Source organism: Paenibacillus pabuli, assembly GCF_039831995.1.
Classification (GTDB): Bacteria; Bacillota; Bacilli; order Paenibacillales; family Paenibacillaceae; genus Paenibacillus; species Paenibacillus pabuli_C.
On sequence record NZ_JBDOIO010000003.1, the window covers coordinates 2,911,119 to 2,927,383 of the forward strand.

At 49.5% G+C, this 16,265-nt stretch carries 14 protein-coding genes; 11 read left to right on the forward strand and 3 right to left on the reverse strand.

All coding sequences use genetic code 11. The annotated features are described in order from the left end of the window. Nucleotides 1-119: 119 nt before the first annotated feature. The 7 genes from ABGV42_RS15340 (at nt 120) to ABGV42_RS15370 (ending at nt 5,796) form a co-directional block, all read left to right on the forward strand. On the forward strand, nt 120-578 hold the full coding sequence (locus ABGV42_RS15340; protein WP_347382405.1) for a hypothetical protein: 459 nt from the start codon (nt 120-122) through the stop codon (nt 576-578). An 18-nt stretch (nt 579-596) separates the two neighbouring features. Beyond that, nucleotides 597-1,301: an AIM24 family protein gene (locus ABGV42_RS15345; RefSeq protein ID WP_347382406.1), complete on the forward strand. Its 705-nt coding sequence runs from the start codon at nt 597-599 to the stop codon at nt 1,299-1,301. Nucleotides 1,302-1,643: 342 nt separating this feature from the next. Further along, complete coding sequence (gene queC, locus ABGV42_RS15350; protein ID WP_347382407.1) at nt 1,644-2,327, forward strand: 7-cyano-7-deazaguanine synthase QueC; 684 nt, start codon at nt 1,644-1,646, stop codon at nt 2,325-2,327. After that, nucleotides 2,324-2,815, forward strand: coding sequence for a 6-carboxytetrahydropterin synthase QueD (queD, locus tag ABGV42_RS15355; protein WP_347382408.1), 492 nt, complete (start codon nt 2,324-2,326; stop codon nt 2,813-2,815). Before queC ends, queD begins: the two co-directional genes overlap by 4 nt. Then, nucleotides 2,808-3,587 carry a 7-carboxy-7-deazaguanine synthase QueE gene (queE, locus tag ABGV42_RS15360; protein WP_347382409.1) on the forward strand — a complete coding sequence of 260 codons (780 nt, stop codon included), beginning with the start codon at nt 2,808-2,810 and terminating at the stop codon, nt 3,585-3,587. Before queD ends, queE begins: the two co-directional genes overlap by 8 nt. A gap of 176 nt (nt 3,588-3,763) precedes the next feature. Further along, nucleotides 3,764-4,237 (forward strand): preQ(1) synthase, encoded by a 474-nt coding sequence (gene queF / locus ABGV42_RS15365; RefSeq protein ID WP_183523012.1) that lies wholly within the window; start codon nt 3,764-3,766, stop codon nt 4,235-4,237. 284 nt (nt 4,238-4,521) lie between these two features. Beyond that, nucleotides 4,522-5,796 carry an MFS transporter gene (locus tag ABGV42_RS15370; RefSeq protein ID WP_239302698.1) on the forward strand — a complete coding sequence of 425 codons (1,275 nt, stop codon included), beginning with the start codon at nt 4,522-4,524 and terminating at the stop codon, nt 5,794-5,796. A gap of 110 nt (nt 5,797-5,906) precedes the next feature. Here the strand turns inward: ABGV42_RS15370 and ABGV42_RS15375 are convergent, their stop codons facing one another. Both ABGV42_RS15375 and ABGV42_RS15380 read right to left on the reverse strand, forming a co-directional pair. After that, nucleotides 5,907-6,752, reverse strand: a complete 846-nt coding sequence (locus ABGV42_RS15375; protein WP_347382410.1) for an EcsC family protein — start codon at nt 6,750-6,752, stop codon at nt 5,907-5,909. 98 nt (nt 6,753-6,850) lie between these two features. Further along, entirely contained in the window at nt 6,851-7,720 is an 870-nt protein-coding gene (locus tag ABGV42_RS15380; RefSeq protein ID WP_347382411.1) for a helix-turn-helix domain-containing protein, read from the reverse strand. Between the two features lie 253 nt (nt 7,721-7,973). On the opposite strand from ABGV42_RS15380, the gene ABGV42_RS15385 reads away from it, so the two are divergent. Together ABGV42_RS15385 and ABGV42_RS15390 are read left to right on the forward strand one after the other, a co-directional pair. Next, nucleotides 7,974-9,656, forward strand: a complete 1,683-nt coding sequence (locus tag ABGV42_RS15385; RefSeq protein ID WP_347382412.1) for an ABC transporter substrate-binding protein — start codon at nt 7,974-7,976, stop codon at nt 9,654-9,656. A 13-nt stretch (nt 9,657-9,669) separates the two neighbouring features. Beyond that, the gene (locus ABGV42_RS15390; RefSeq protein ID WP_347383256.1) at nt 9,670-11,193 is read left to right on the forward strand and encodes a glycoside hydrolase family 43 protein; all 1,524 of its coding nucleotides are present in this window, start codon (nt 9,670-9,672) and stop codon (nt 11,191-11,193) included. A 141-nt stretch (nt 11,194-11,334) separates the two neighbouring features. Here ABGV42_RS15390 and ABGV42_RS15395 read toward each other — a convergent pair whose 3' ends face one another. Further along, nucleotides 11,335-12,258 (reverse strand): S-layer homology domain-containing protein, encoded by a 924-nt coding sequence (locus ABGV42_RS15395; RefSeq protein WP_347382413.1) that lies wholly within the window; start codon nt 12,256-12,258, stop codon nt 11,335-11,337. Between the two features lie 356 nt (nt 12,259-12,614). On the opposite strand from ABGV42_RS15395, the gene ABGV42_RS15400 reads away from it, so the two are divergent. Both ABGV42_RS15400 and ABGV42_RS15405 read left to right on the forward strand, forming a co-directional pair. Beyond that, complete coding sequence (locus ABGV42_RS15400) at nt 12,615-14,363, forward strand: ABC transporter ATP-binding protein (protein WP_347382414.1); 1,749 nt, start codon at nt 12,615-12,617, stop codon at nt 14,361-14,363. Next, nucleotides 14,350-16,215 (forward strand): ABC transporter ATP-binding protein, encoded by a 1,866-nt coding sequence (locus tag ABGV42_RS15405; protein ID WP_431523621.1) that lies wholly within the window; start codon nt 14,350-14,352, stop codon nt 16,213-16,215. Before ABGV42_RS15400 ends, ABGV42_RS15405 begins: the two co-directional genes overlap by 14 nt. The last annotated feature ends 50 nt before the right edge of the window (nt 16,216-16,265 follow it).

Sequence of the window (16,265 nt, forward strand, 5' to 3'; positions counted from 1 at the left end):
TTGAAAATTTGCAATGTCCTGAACCCAACGCGCCCCTTTTGGCGTATAATGTAAGAGCCGTATTTCAACAAATGACGACGAATTCGGCAGACGATAAACCTCACCGAAAGAAGGTGCCCATGATGCCAAAACCCATGAAGGGTCATTTTATTCGGGTGTTATTCACCACATGCATTTTATTTACCGTTACGCTGTCCTCTACAGTAAGTGCAGCTAGTGCCAATATATTTTCTGATATATACAGCGGGTGGGAACGTGTTTCCGAGCTCCCCGGTGAAGTGAACGCCCTGCAGGAAAGCTACCAGCAGACACTGAACCAACTGAATGAAACTTCTGCTCAATTGGGACAAGCCCAGGCCAATGTTGAAGCATTCAAGGCCCAGAACGAGCAATTAATAGAACAAAACCAGAAGCTGACGGATATGGTCACGAAACTGCAGGAAGATCAAGATGCCAAAAATGCCACGACCAAACGAATTCAAACGATGATTATCACCGTGATTGTCCTCATATTAGGCTATTTTGTTCTGATTCGCGTGATGCGCTGGGGAATGCGTCGTCGTTCGGGCCGAGCATAAAAGAACAGGAGCAAGCACATGCACATACACCTGAACACTGCTGAAGCCGGAGGAGCTGGACAAGTGGTTACCTTCTCGCTGATCCAGGATGACCTGCTTCATATTCTGCATCCACAGCAAATCGTTGCCTTTCGCGGATCAAGCGGCAGCCGCAATGACAAGTTCATGAACATCTCAGGCATGGTCCGTAAAAAAAAGCTGATCAAGTCTGAAATCACGGGACCTTGCCAGTTTGTGGCTGCACTCCCTCCCGGATTTACCATGAAAGAAGTGGAGCTTACCGAGGAAAGCGATTTGCTTTACGATTTTCGGCATCTCTTCTTTTACTCAGACGGCGTGACCATGCATACCAAGATCCAGAAGATCAAGAACATGCTGATCACTCAAGATGCTGTCAAATTGAAATTTTCAGGCAAAGGCAAGATTGGACTGTTAACCCAAGGCCAGGTCTGCCAGCAGGAACTACATCCGACCGCCCCGCTTTACGTAGATGCAGGCAGCATCATAGCCTATCCCGAGAATGCCAAGCTGGAACTTACCGTGTATGGAAATAATCTCGCCAGCCAGCATATGAACTACCACTGGAAAATGACGGGACAGGGCTCGGTGCTCTTTCAGGCAGGACGGGAGAATAGCAGACTGGAACGGGATTTGAATGATGAAGGACTATTCAAACGCATCCTCAAGGAAGTCATTCCCTTCGGCAATGTAATCATTAAATGAACCGCTCGGTGATCCGCATTTATTACACATGCGGGGTAGTCACCGGGCGGTTTCGTGTTATAATGGTTCAGACAATTGAAGAAGAAAATCCATGCCTCCTGGCATGGGAGAGGTTCGCGAACTCCCTCTATAAGACTTGACCTTCTGCAGGTCATTACAAGTCTTGCGTACACCGTGCATGACGTACGTAAAAAACTAAGGACACTTTTACCGTGCTGTTTTTTTGGCAGCTTAAGGAAAGGTGTGTTTTTTGATGGATGCCAGTTCATGAACTTCTCTGTTCTTCCGACACTCTGTGCCTAGATGCATGGATTGATCTTAAGAAGATGGAGAGGTTTTTTTATGTTAAACGAAGAAAAAGCGGTCGTCGTATTTAGCGGCGGTCAGGATAGTACCACATGTCTGTTCTGGGCCAAACAGCAATTTGCTGAAGTTGAGGTGGTAACCTTCGATTATGGACAGCGTCATAAGCTGGAGATCGAATGTGCTGCTGCAATTGCACGCGATCTGAATGTACAGCAAACCGTGCTGGACATGAGTCTGCTTAACCAGCTCGCACCTAATGCATTGACCCGTACGGATGTGGAAATTACGCATGAAGAAGGTGAGCTGCCCAGTACCTTTGTGGATGGACGCAACCTGCTTTTCCTCAGTTTTGCCGCCATTCTGGCAAAGCAAAAAGGAGCGCGTCATCTGGTCACCGGCGTATGTGAGACAGATTTCAGCGGATATCCGGATTGCCGGGATTCGTTTGTTAAATCCATGAATGTAACGCTAAACCTGTCGATGGACTACCCGTTTGTCATTCATACTCCGCTCATGTGGCTGGATAAGGCTCAAACGTGGAAAATGGCAGATGATCTCGGTGCCTTCGATTATGTACGCGAGCGGACACTGACCTGCTATAACGGGGTTATTGGAGATGGATGCGGTGAATGTCCTGCATGCAAACTACGCAAAGCCGGATTGGATCGCTACGTGGAGCAGCGCTCTGCTGGTGCATCTGTAGGAGCAGATGTACGATGAGAGAGCCAGGAACGTTCCGCATTGTTGAGCATTTGCAGCGGATTGGGGAGGATATCCTGCCTTCACAGCTGCGTTATCACCGCAAACGTGTACTTGTCAGCAAAGAGTTCACCTTCGATGCTGCGCACCACCTGCATTGTTATGAAGGCAAGTGCAAGAACTTGCACGGCCATACGTATAAAGTCGTTTTTGGTATCAGCGGTTATCCGGGCGAGACCGGACTGACAGTTGATTTTGGACACATCAAGGATATATGGAAAACACAAATTGAAGGATATCTGGATCATCAGTACCTGAACGAGACCCTTCCCCTTATGAATACCACGGCTGAAAACATGGTCGTCTGGTTGTTCGAACAAATGGAACAGGCACTGCAGACTGAGCCGTATGCAGGACTTACTGAGGGTGGCCGAACCGAATTTGTACGCCTCTACGAGACACCCACCAGCTATGCCGAGGCTAGACGGGAGTGGATGATCGATGAGTAGCGTGCAAGAAAACGCGGCTTCCGCTTCCAACGTACGAAGTAAAGAAGCACGCATCCCTGTCATGGAGATTTTCGGTCCGACCGTTCAAGGCGAAGGCATGGTCATCGGGCAGAAAACGATGTTTGTTCGCACCGCAGGCTGCGATTATCGCTGCTCCTGGTGTGACTCTGCCTTTACCTGGGACGGCAGTGGCAAGGACCAGATCCGGATGATTACACCGGAGGGCGTATGGGCTGAATTGCGCCGCGTTGGCGGTTCGCGATTCTCCCATGTCACCATCTCGGGCGGGAATCCCGCCCTGCTGGCTTCGCTAGGTGGGTTGGTTTCTTTACTTCGGGAGAACGGCATTCGCACTGCGGTGGAGACGCAGGGCTCCCGCTGGCAGCCTTGGCTGGCGGACATTGACGAAGTCACCGTCTCCCCCAAACCGCCGAGCTCCGGCATGGACACCAATTGGGACGTGCTGGATGATCTCATTCAGCGATTGTCCACAGGCCCTGCAGGACGCAGCCACAGCCTGAAAATTGTCATCTTCGATGAAGTAGACTTGGATTATGCCCGCCGCGTGCATGCACGGTATCCGGCTACCGATTTGTTTTTGCAGACCGGAAATCCGGATGTCACTTCTGAAGAGACGCCAGATCTGGCTTCGTCGCTGCTCGCCCGTTATGAGTGGCTGATTGATCAAGTCAGTGCATCAGATGACCTGAACGATGTCCGTGTGCTTCCACAGCTGCACACCTTGGTGTGGGGAAACAAACGCGGCGTCTGATCGGCTGCATGGGCAGCTTGGGTGGAATGGGCGGCATGATGTCATTTTTCCCGAAACAACCAGAGGCTTTGAATATATTTGAATATAAGAGTTGGAATTCCTATCATATACACCGGAGAGCTTCGCGCTTGAACGGAACGAGGAGAGTTAACACATTGACGAGACAACCTGATGAAATGAAAGATGTAACGCTGCTGGGTAACCAGGGTGTGAAATATACGTTTGAGTATGATCCCGGTATTTTGGAGAGCTTTGATAACAAGCATCCATACCGCGATTATTTTGTAAAATTCAATTGCCCGGAATTCACGAGCCTGTGCCCGATCACGGGTCAGCCTGATTTTGCCACCATTTATATCAGCTACATTCCCGATGTGAAAATGGTAGAGAGCAAATCGCTTAAACTGTACCTGTTCAGCTTCCGCAACCATGGGGATTTCCACGAGGATTGTGTGAACATTATCATGAACGACCTGATCAAGCTGATGGACCCGCGTTTCATTGAGGTTTGGGGCAAATTCACGCCGCGCGGCGGCATTTCCATTGATCCGTATACCAACTACGGCAAGCCGGGAACCAAGTATGAACAGATGGCTGAGCACCGCATGATGAATCATGATATGTATCCGGAAACGATCGATAACCGTTAATTCTCAGGCAATTCTGTTCGCTGTGCAGCATAGATAAAATCATAGAACACATAAAGCCGAACTCTTCACTCAGAAGACGTTCGGCTTTTATTTATGTAAACCTGAATCGCTCAATCTATAGATCGAACTTATAAAGAACGGTTAATATGATATATGTAATTTCTTTATTTCACCTGTTCCCCTTGTCGCCTCCAACAATCTATCCTATTATGTAACAATATGCTTAGGCACAATACACGATCAGGCGCTGATCCCTCGTGACCGCGACCAAAGGAGAAAAGTACATGTCCATGCAAACTTCATTATCCAAGGACGCTGCCATGCGTTCGAAAAACCAACCCGGATTGGATGCCCAGAGCACCGTTTACCGGATCTTGATTGCCATCAGTCTGGTTCATTTGTTTAACGATTCGATCCAGTCTGTCATTCCGGCCATTTTTCCAATCCTGAAAGACTCCATGCATCTTACATATACACAGATCGGATGGATATCCTTCGCCATCAACTTCACCGCATCCATTATGCAGCCGGTCGTTGGCTGGTTTGCAGATAAAAAGCCGACACCTTCAATTCTGCCGATTGGTATGGGCTTCACGTTCACCGGTATGCTATTGCTGGCTTTTGCTGACAGTTATATGGCTGTCCTGATCTCCGTCATTTTCGTCGGCCTTGGTTCGGCAGCTTTTCACCCGGAAGGTTCCCGGGTCTCCCATATGGCCGCAGGACCCCGTCGGGGTCTCGCACAATCCATCTTCCAGGTGGGCGGCAATGCCGGACAGTCTCTTGCTCCGCTCTTGACGAGATGGATCTTCATCCCGTTTGGTTTGTTCGGCGCCATCGGGTTCACCGGCATTGCAGCCATGGGGATCGCTGTACAGATCTATATCGCACGTTGGTACGGCCGCATGCTGCAATCGGGAGGGTATCTCCGCAAACAGGCGGCTGCCCGTCGTGCCCCCAATCCGGCACTTCGCAAAAAGATAGCTGCTGCCATCACGATTCTTATTTTGCTCGTCTTTGTTCGTTCATGGTATGTCGCTTCCATCGGCAGCTTCTATGCGTTTAATCTGAAGGAATTGTTCAGCCTCTCCACAGAGGATGCACAGATCTACATCTTCCTGTTCCTAGCCGCTGGCGCACTCGGCACGTTCTTCGGAGGTCCACTCGCAGATCGCTTCGGCAAACGCAATATGATTTTTCTGTCGATGGCCGGAGCCGCTCCACTGGCGCTGCTGCTGCCCTATGCCAATCTGTTCTGGACCGGCGTGCTGCTGACCATTATCGGATTCATCATGCTGTCCAGCTTCTCTGTGACCGTGGTTTATGCTCAAATGCTTATTCCGGGCAAAATCGGAACCGTCTCCGGTCTGATCACCGGGCTCGCATTCGGTATGGGAGGGCTCGGTGCGCTTGTCCTGGGAAACTGGATCGACGTGTTCGGTGTATCTCCAGTCATGCAGATGTGCAGCTTCCTGCCGCTGATCGGCATATTCACCTTCCTGCTGCCTTCGGATAAGGTACTGAAACGCTGGGCGGATGAAAACGGCAGTGAAGAATAAAAAAAGTTACTGATACTGCACTTATATAAACCTCATAAACGCCAAAAAGGGTTCCCGCTTTAATCTGGTATACAGATTAGCGGGAGCCCTTTTATTTATGAAGTGGTTTATTACTTCAAGCGCTGAAGAATTAGCCTTTTTTTGTATAACATTTTACCTGCTTCGGCAACATCCCGAATCGTGTTTTTATTGCTTACCGAACCAAACACCATGCCGGCAATCGGGATAAGCTGGAACAGCTTTTTCCAACCGAAGGATTCACTATAGGAATTGAAAACCTCACGCCAGCCCTGCATCTGTGAAACGACCTGTACCTGCTTGTCCGGATTGTCATACTCGGCCAGTTCATCGATAATCGCCTTCTTGCCTACGATGTCGGCGGAGGAGAATTGCAGGCATTTCACAATAAATATCCTCTCTTGTGGATCGTCGGGATCATATCCGTAACATAATGCCATCTCTTGAAGTACCTTCAGGGAAAGCCCCATCACCATCGGAATATCCGCTGCGATCGTTACAATGCCGCCAATTCCTGTTGCGGCACCTTGTGCTGCGGCAAACTTGGTTCGGCTCTCCGTAATGTTGTCCGCCACACGGTCCAACACCTCAAGCGGCAGATGCTCCACACTATGAATTTTTGCAGTCCCTTCTGCTTCGGCATCCTCTTCCAGACGATAGGTATTGTCCGTCATGGAATAACCGGATTTCTTCGCTTCCTCTTGAAGCAGCTTGGCCACTTTCTTTTTCTGAACGAGAAATTTGCCGCCGTTCTGTACATACTGGCCAACTTCGTTCAGGGCATCGCCAATCTTTTGTTTGATCACTTTTGGCATAACTTTATCCAGCATCGCAAATGGCAAACGCCCGATTTTATCCCAAATAAACAAATCCTTCTGTTCTTTTTCCCACTTCAAAATCTGTTCAAGCTCCTGATCCAATGTTTCACGTGAATCCATATGTGTTCCTCCTGTATGTTCGATGAATTCTTCAGCTATGGATTGTATACGTTGAAAAATGATTCTGGTTACTTCATCTTGGTAACTTACAATGATGATTAATCGGAGTGATCTTGCCTGTATGCCTTGGGGGAGACCCCATATGCCTTCCGGAATTGACGGGTAAAGTAGTTGCTGTCATTAAATCCGCATTCATAGGAGATCTGAGTTATGGTCAAGCTGCTGTGTTTCAACAAGCTGCATGCTCTCTCCAGGCGGAGCGTCAACATGTAGGTGATTGGCGTCATCTGATAATGGGAGCGAAAGATTCGATTCAGATGTCTTACCGAGATATTCGATTTACCCGCAATCGCCTCAAGCGTCAATGGCTCCAAATAATGATCTTCCATATAAGATATGGCATTGGCCAAGTGCATCAGATGGTTGCCCTCAATCCCCTTTTCCTGCGTATCATAATGCCTCGACAGATAGACGACCAGCTCTGTAAACCGCGAGAGCAGCATCGTCTGATACCCCTGCAGCTTGCCATGATACTCCTCAATCATTACTGCAATCAGCGATTCCACATACTCCAGACTGGGAATGGGCAGTGCTAGCTTGCCAGGATAAGAGTGAATATTGCGATAGTATGGCTCCAAGACAAACAAAGCCTGATACCCATTCGATTTCTTCAGGTCCGGTCCAATCGATGCAAGCATCTCCGGTCTAAACATGATATTGCAGATCTTAAAATCATGAGGGTCCTTGTAGGCATGAGGTGTGGAACCGTTAATGACAAAGGCATTACCCTTTTTAATAAAATACTCCTCCGTATTTACAACATGAGTCGCATTACCGTTCAGCACAATCACGAGCTCCGAAAAATCGACGTGCTGATGCAGTTCGGTATCCTCCTCATGCCCACCGTACTGAATATAAAATGGAAACTGCAAGTCAGATGTAAACCAGTTCAGATACGTGCTGCTCAATCGTTTCTCCTCCACGATTCCGGCTTGGAATGAATGTCTATATCATGCTACTCCAAGACCGAAAAATCAAGGTACCCACCTTACTCCACCGATATAATTCATCATGTAGAGACGCCAGTGATAGACAGATTGAGGAGGTATCGAAGGTTAAAAACACATGATCATGATTCTGCTCTACAGTCAGCCCATTCTTTTTTTAAGGGCAAATTTGTAAACGCATTCAAAAATATAACGGACAACTCAGGGGGTTAGCATGGTTAAATCGCTTACAAAAATTCCAAAATGGTCAGTCGCGCTTACACTCTCCTTCACCTTACTTGCAGGATGCAGCAGTGAAGGTTCAACGAATGGAAATTCCAGCGGTAATGAAACAGCTCCGGTAACCTTCACGTTCTTCGGCGCCGATGCCAATCCGAATTGGAGCAACATGCAGGATGATGTCGGGAAGGAAATTACGAAACAAACAGGTGTAACGCTGAATGCAGAGTTCGCCATGTCGGATCCTTCCCAGCGCTTGGCACTGATCGCGGCAAGTGGTGAATACCCTGACCTGATCAGTCCCAAAGGGGATCTGGACAAATTAATTGATGCCGGGGCCATGCTTGATCTAACTGATCTGATTGAAGAGCATGCTCCCAACCTCAAAAAACTGTTTGGCGACGAAATCAAGCGGCTTCGCCACAGCAACGAGGCCCCCTCTATCTACGTCATCCCAACGTACTCTGCCATTGATGGAGTCAGCTTCGTTGCAGGCGGTGGCTTCCAGCTTCAGCATCGAGCTGTAAAGGAAGCAGGATATCCGGAAATCAAAACGTTACAGGATTACGAGAATGTCATCCGCAATTATCTGGAGAAACATCCTATCGATGAAAACGGCAATCCAAACATCGGTATGACGCTGAATGCGGACGATTGGCACATTCAGATTACCGTAACGAACCAGGCTGCCGAAACGACCGGCAAATCAGGCGATGGTGAGTACTATATCGATCCGGATACCTATGAGGCTACTTATCATTTCCGCACAGAGGGCGAGAAGGAATATTTCCAGTGGCTGAACCACATGTACAATACCGGATTGCTGGATAAGGAATCTTTTGTGCAGAAGAATGACCAGTATCTGTCCAAGGTCGCTTCTGGCCGGGTGATCGGACTGACCGATGTGGACTGGGGCTACGCTGACGGAGAAAAGGCATTGAAAGCTGCGGGGAAAAATGATCAGACTTACGGACACTATTCCGTCATGTTATCAGATCAATACAAGGATAACCGTTACCAATCCACGGGCTTTATGGCGGGCTGGGGTGTAGGGATCACCGTGGATTGCGAAGATCCGGTCCGGGCAATCAAGTTCCTGGACTACCTTGCTTCAGAAGAAGCCCAGGTACTGAACAATTGGGGCATTGAAGGCAAGCATTATGAAATCAAGGATGGAACCCGTGTTGTTCCCGCTGAAGTACAGGAGCGTATCGTGAATGATAACATTGCTTTCAGCAGGGAATCGGGAGTCGGCTTTTACACGAACCTCGGCGCTCATTATGGAGACGGCGTCAAAGACTCTACCGGTAACTATTACACCAAAAACTTCCCGGAACAGATCGTGGAAAACTACACGGATGCCGATAAAGAAACGCTGAAAGCCTATGGTGCCACAACATGGATGGATTTGTTCCCGAATGAAAAGGACTTTCCGGCAAAACCTTGGGGAGCCGTATGGAACATCTCCGTGCCAAGTGAGGATGATATCAACATTATCTCGAGTAAGGTCAAGGACATTACATGGAGGCAAATTCCACAGGCGATCATGGCCAAACCGGAGGAATTCGAGGCCATCTGGAATGACTATCAGCAGATGCTGATTGACGTCGGAGTTGAGAAAATGGAACAAGGATTCACCAAATATGTGCAGGACCGCGTTAAACTATGGAATGAATAGGAGTAATAAAATGATGAAATACAGCAATCCCGTGATACCGGGCTTTTATCCTGATCCGAGTATCTGCCGGGTAGATGAAGACTATTATCTGGTGACCAGTACCTTCGAATACTCCCCTGGAGTACCCATATTTCACAGCCGGGATCTGGTCCACTGGCGGCAGATTGGTCATGTGCTTACATCTGAACAACAGCTTTCACTGGCAAACGCATGGGTCTCTGGTGGAATCTATGCGCCAACCCTCCGGCATCATGACGGCTGGTTCTATATGACAACGACCAATGTAAGTGCAGGTGGCAACCTGTATGTTCGCAGCCGCCAGCCTGAAGGCCCCTGGTCGGAACCCATTTATGTTGATCAAGCTGGGATTGATCCTTCCCTTTTGTTCGATGAACATGACCGGGTATACTTCCAATCTGCCTGTAACGGTGCAGAAGGTGAAGGCATCTATCAGTGTGAGATCGACATCGCAACAGGGGAACGAATAACCGACAGCCGATTAATCTGGAAAGGAACAGGAGGAGCCGCACCTGAGGCACCCCATCTGTACAAAGTAAATGGCATGTATTATCTCATGATCGCTGAGGGTGGTACGGAATATGGTCACATGGTTACCATTGCCCGAAGTAATGATCCCTACGGTCCATATGAAGCATGCCCATCCAATCCGATTCTGTCCAACCGGAGCATGCAGACCAGCATCCATGCGACCGGGCATGCAGACCTCATCCAGATTCAGGATGGAAGCTGGTGGGCGGTCTGCCTCGGCATCCGTCCCGCTGCCTACCCGCTGCGGCATCATCTGGGGCGTGAGACGTTTCTCGCCCCCGTCACATGGACTGAAGATGGTTGGCCTATCATCGGTTATAACGGTCATATGGAGCCTGTTATGACCGGACCGAAGCTGCCGGAAACGCCATGGCCACTACCGCCGGTTCGGGACCATTTTGACCTGCCCACGCTGGGGCTGGACTGGGTATTCCTGCGAAACCCCGCCCCAGGAAGCTGGTCACTAACGACGCATCCAGGCCACTTGACCTTATGTGGAAACTCCCTTTCCCTTCATGATCTGGGGAATCCCGCATTTGTTGGACGGCGTCTGAGTCATTTCCAATGCAGCATGGCTGCCGAGCTGAACTATGACCCTCTTCAGGATGATGAAGAAGCCGGATTAACGGCCTTTATGAATGGAAAATATCATTATGATCTGGCGATTAAGCGGATCAACGGACAGAAGAAAATCGTCTTTCGCCGAACCGTAGGTTCATTACAAACCGAACAAGTTCAAGACTGTGCAACCGGCCTTGTGAAATTAAGAATCAGGACAGAGCGCAATCAATTCAAATTCTACCTGCAGCAAGAGTTAGGGGAGGACATCTGGATTGGATCTGGTGAAACCCATCTGCTCTCTACCGAAGTGGCCGGCGGCTTCACCGGCATCATCATCGCCATGTATGCCCATGCTCCATCCGGTGCAGGTACGCCAGCCCAATTCGATTGGTTTGATTACGAACCGCTGGAGGAGACACCAGAGTAATCTTTCATAAGCTGCTAATCAAAACAAACCAAAAACCCACCGTCCATGTTGATCTGGCCGCGGTGGGTTTTAAGTATATTCTAGCAAATGAGTCGTTTCTTACATTGAATCAACCTAGCTAAATCCCGAAAACAATCTGGCTTACTTGCCGGAAGGCTGTGCTTCAGCAGTATACCCGGCCGGAATGTCTGTCTCTGCCGTAACTTCCGTAATGACCATTGGATACATCATGTCCGGATCCGGCTGAACGATGGAATACAGCACGATGGCACGTCCATCCTTCTCCAGTTTGACGTCATCAATCTTCAAACCGTAACCAGGATGAGGCATTTCAGCAGTGAGCTTCACCTTGGTTGTTTTGTCATCAACCTTCGTTGTGGTCACTTCAGGTACGATGGCTTGCTGGCCTTCGCCCGGAGTCTCGGGAGCCGGCTCAGCCGAGCCGCCATTGCCGTGCTTATCCACAAATTCAAGTGCATTGAAGATCATGCTTGCAGCCTCCATACGGGTAAGCGACTGATCTGGACGGAAGTTACCGTCCTTATCCAGTTCGATGATGTTCATGTTCAGCAGGTTCTGGACTGCAGATATGGCGTCCTTACCAATTTTATTTTCGTCCTTAACAAGATTATACTTCATGATCACCGGATAATTCCCGGTTGTGTTAATGCCTTCATGAAGCAAAATTACAAATTGCTCGCGTGTCATCTTGCCTTGTGGATTCAATTCTACTGGGATCGACAGACCATTCTGGGTTGCAGCCTGTACAGCATCTGCATACCAGGTATCCGGGCTAATTTTGTTTTGCGCGGATGCAGCAGCATATTCATTTTTCAATCCAAATGCCTTCACGATCAGTTGAACACCCTGCGGCTCGGATAACGCCAGATCCGGACGGAACAGATCCGCCGTCACCCCGCTGACAATCCCTTTGGATTTCAGGGCATCGACAATCGTTTTTTGTCCTTCATCTTTTACATCCGAAAAAGCGAGAACAGAAGCACCTCCTGCCGTCAGAGAAACGCAAAGCGCAAGTGTTGCAGCCAATCCTTTTTTATGTTTCATTTCCTGGCACCTCCTAAGATTAGTAAACCCTATTTTTGGATTCTTCAATCCTACAGACGGGATCCCTTCAGAAAATGTTTCAGAGAATTCGACATTAGGGTAATCTTGTGCAAAAAACTACATATACATGTCTGTATGGCCTGCGAATTTTCACTTTCATGCCCTTCTTCCCTGCTTCGTTGACAATGATTCGGATTAGCGCAAAAATAAGAAAAGAAGAAATCACGGATTTGACGGATAAACAGCAAACTGGATCGCATAAAGTAAGAGGGCACGACGCGCTAATTTCAGGTGTCGGCCCTTTTCTTGCCTCCGTACCTTACCTAACTTCCACCTGAACAAAGGAGAACCAAGATATGTCCAAGACAGGATTGCTTCGAAGCTATGTCGTCTCCAACTGGCCCGTGTATCTGGCTGCCGTTGTGCTGATCATTGTCTCCAATGTCGGTCAGGCTTCTTTGCCCCGTATTCTGGGCAGTTTCACGGACCAGCTCATGCAGAATACGCTTCAAATGAATACGGTCATCCGTTACAGTCTCTGGCTTCTCGCCATAGCCATTGCCTACAACCTTCTCTTCGGAACAGGACAGTTCATGATCATGCGACTTGGACGCCGCTTCGAATTCATGACGCGTGAACGCATTTTCGGCAAGTTTTCCGAATTGAGCGAGCACTATTTTTCCAAGCAGGGAAACGGGAAACTGCTCAGCTATGTCATGAATGACGTCACCTCCGTACGCGAGGCCATTTCCAACGGAGTGACGATGATGACGAATGCCACATTCCTGCTGATATCCTGTATCGTCATGATGCTTCTTAGCGGAATTCCAATGAGCCTTATTCTGATCAGTATCGTTCCCCTGCTGGCCATACCCTTTCTGGTTGTGTTTTTCGGTCCCCGCATTCGCAAGCGGTCTCGTGATGTGCAGGACGCTCTTGCGAACATGACCGAATCTGCGGAAGAGCAGCTCGGCGGAATTCGCGTGACGAAGACCTTCGCCATTGAAGACGGTGCCCGTGCTCGATTTGGTGCAACAGTAGATGCCATTAAGGAAAAGCAATTGCGACTCGTTCGCCTTTCTTCCCTCTTTCAGGCGCTGCTGCCATTGCTCGGAGCCATCTCATTGGTCGTTTCCCTGCTTGTCGGCGGAATTCTGACGATGCAAAATTCCATTACACTCGGAAGCTTTGTCGCGTTGACGCTATATTTGCGGATTATCATGGGACCGCTTCAGCAGATTGGCAATGTAATTAATACCATGCAGCGATCGGGAGCCTCCCTCGAACGGGTTAACGATCTGCTGACAGAAGAACCGGATGTCCGGGAATTTTCCGGGGCCAAAACGCTGAATGCAGTGAATGACATTACCATTGAAGACCTGTCCTTCTCCTACCCGGGAAGTTCGGCTTCCGCACTTAAACACATCAGTCTGAAGATTGGGGCCGGACAGACCGTGGGCATTGTGGGCAAAACCGGATCCGGTAAAAGCACCCTGGTCAAACTGCTGCTTCGTACATATGAACCGCCTGAAGGCACGATTCGAATGAATGGCACAGACATTCGTCAGCTGTCATTGGAAAGTCTTCGTTCCCGCATTGCCTATGTCCCGCAGGATGGTTTCCTGTTCAGCACCACCATTCGTGACAACATCGCATTCAGTGACCGGGAGGTACCACTGGATACCGTGGAACGCAGTGCAAGGCAGGCCATGATCTACGACAACATTATTCGCTTCCCGGATCAATTCGACACATTGCTTGGTGAACGCGGACTCACGCTGTCCGGCGGTCAGCGTCAACGTACCAGCCTGGCTCGGGGATTGATCAAAAAAGCCCAGGTCCTCATTCTCGACGACAGCATGAGTGCGGTTGACGCTGTCACCGAAAGCGGCATTCTGCGAAGCCTGAGGGAAATTGGTAAAGGCAAGACCACCCTGATTATTTCCCATCGCATCAGTGCCGTCCGCCATGCGGATGAAATTATCGTGCTGGATGAGGGGCAAATCACAGAACAAGGCACGCACTCGCAATTGATGGCCGCTGAAGGGCTATATGCTGCGACCTACCGTTTGCAGGAGGAGGGATTGCATCATGAAGGATCATAAGGCCAGCACCCATACCGACAAGAGCCCCTTACCTCAGGCCTCGTCCGGAAACAATATTGGTTCGGGCACAGCAAAAGAACCCAGCAAGCGTTCTTCTTTCAAAGCGATGATGAGCTACGCCAAACCTCACCGGTTTGCTTTTTTGGGCATCTTTTTTTGCTCCTTGCTCGGGATCTCCGCCGATCTGCTTCAGCCGTATCTGGTCAAAATCGCTATTGATGACCATCTGGCGATCGGCCAGACCAGCGTGGGATTTCTTGTAAAGCTGGCTGCCATCTATTTGGCACTGGCTGTAATCAGCTTTATTTTCACCTATGTACAAAATAACTTGCTGCAGCATGTCGGTCAGAACATCGTCTCCCGTATTCGCAAAGACCTCTTCCGGCACATTTCCAAAATGTCCATGTCCTTCTTCGACCGCTTCCATATCGGAAGTCTGGTTACGAATGTGTCCAGCGATACGGAGACGATCAGCAGCTTCTTCACCCAGGTTCTGCTCAGCCTGATCCGGGATGGCATGATGCTGGTGCTCATTATCTTTTTCATGTTCCAGCTTGATCCGGTGCTCGCAGGTTACTCTCTGATTGTGCTGCCCGTTATCGCCATTGTGGCGATCCTGTTTCGCAGCAAGCTGCGCCAGGCCTATCAGAATGCCCGCACCCGTCTCTCCCGTCTGATTGCATTTACAGCAGAAAACCTGTCCGGCATGTTTCTGATTCAGGCTTTTCACCAGGAGGAAGAACAGAAGAAACGCTTCACGGAGCAAAACAAACTTCACTTGAAGGCCAACATTACGCAGGCCCGTTCCAATGTGATCTTCAACCGGACGTTTGACATCCTGGGTAATGCCGCCCTGGTAATGATGGTATGGCTTGGCGGACGCGCCGTGCTGGGTGAATCGCTGCAGGTCGGGGTGCTCTATGCGTTTATCAGTTATATTCGCCAGTTCTTCCAGCCGATCAACCAGATCACGATGCAATGGAATACGTTCCAGTCCACTACGGTTTCCATGGATCGGATCTGGAACATTCTGAATACCAAACCTGAGGTCGCAGATCCAAAACCAGGGACCGCCTCCTCACTGGAACCACGGCACGTGATGGGACAGATTGATTTTAACGACGTGTCATTTGGCTACCGGGCAGATCGTCCACTCATTCAGCATCTGAATCTGCACCTCTATCCAGGGGAAATGGTCGGCATTGTGGGTACAACGGGAGCTGGGAAAAGCACACTGATCTCCCTGCTTAATCGGTTCTACGATGTAAACCAAGGCAGCATTGAAATTGACGGCACAGACATCAGGCAGCTGCCTCAGGCCAAACTTCACCGTATTGTGGGGCTTATTCAGCAGGAACCATTCCTGTTCTCAGGCTCCATTATTGACAATGTCCGCATGTTTCGGGAGGATATTACGAGGGAACAGGCGATTGAGGCATGTCGTTTTGTCGGGGCGCATGCCATGATCTCGCGGCTGCCGCAGGGTTACGATACCCGCCTATCGGAACGCGGCAGTGGTCTGTCTGCCGGGGAGCGCCAGTTAATTTCTTTTGCCCGGATCGTGGTATTTCAGCCCCGCATTCTCATCCTTGATGAGGCAACCGCCAATCTGGATTCCCATACCGAGCAGCTGGTGCAGCAAGCACTGGAGACGGTATCGCAGGGTCGAACCACGATTGTCATCGCGCATCGCCTGTCTACGGTCATGCACGCCGACCGAATTCTGGTCATGGAACATGGCGAAATTGTCGAGGAAGGTTCGCATCAGCAACTGATCGAAGCCCAGGGTATCTACGCCGATCTGTACGCCCATGCACGGGAAACCGGTGGTGACACGGCCATTCCAGGGTAATGAATGCCAATATGTGCCGCCTGCGCTGCAGTGCGGCATGTTTTGGTTTT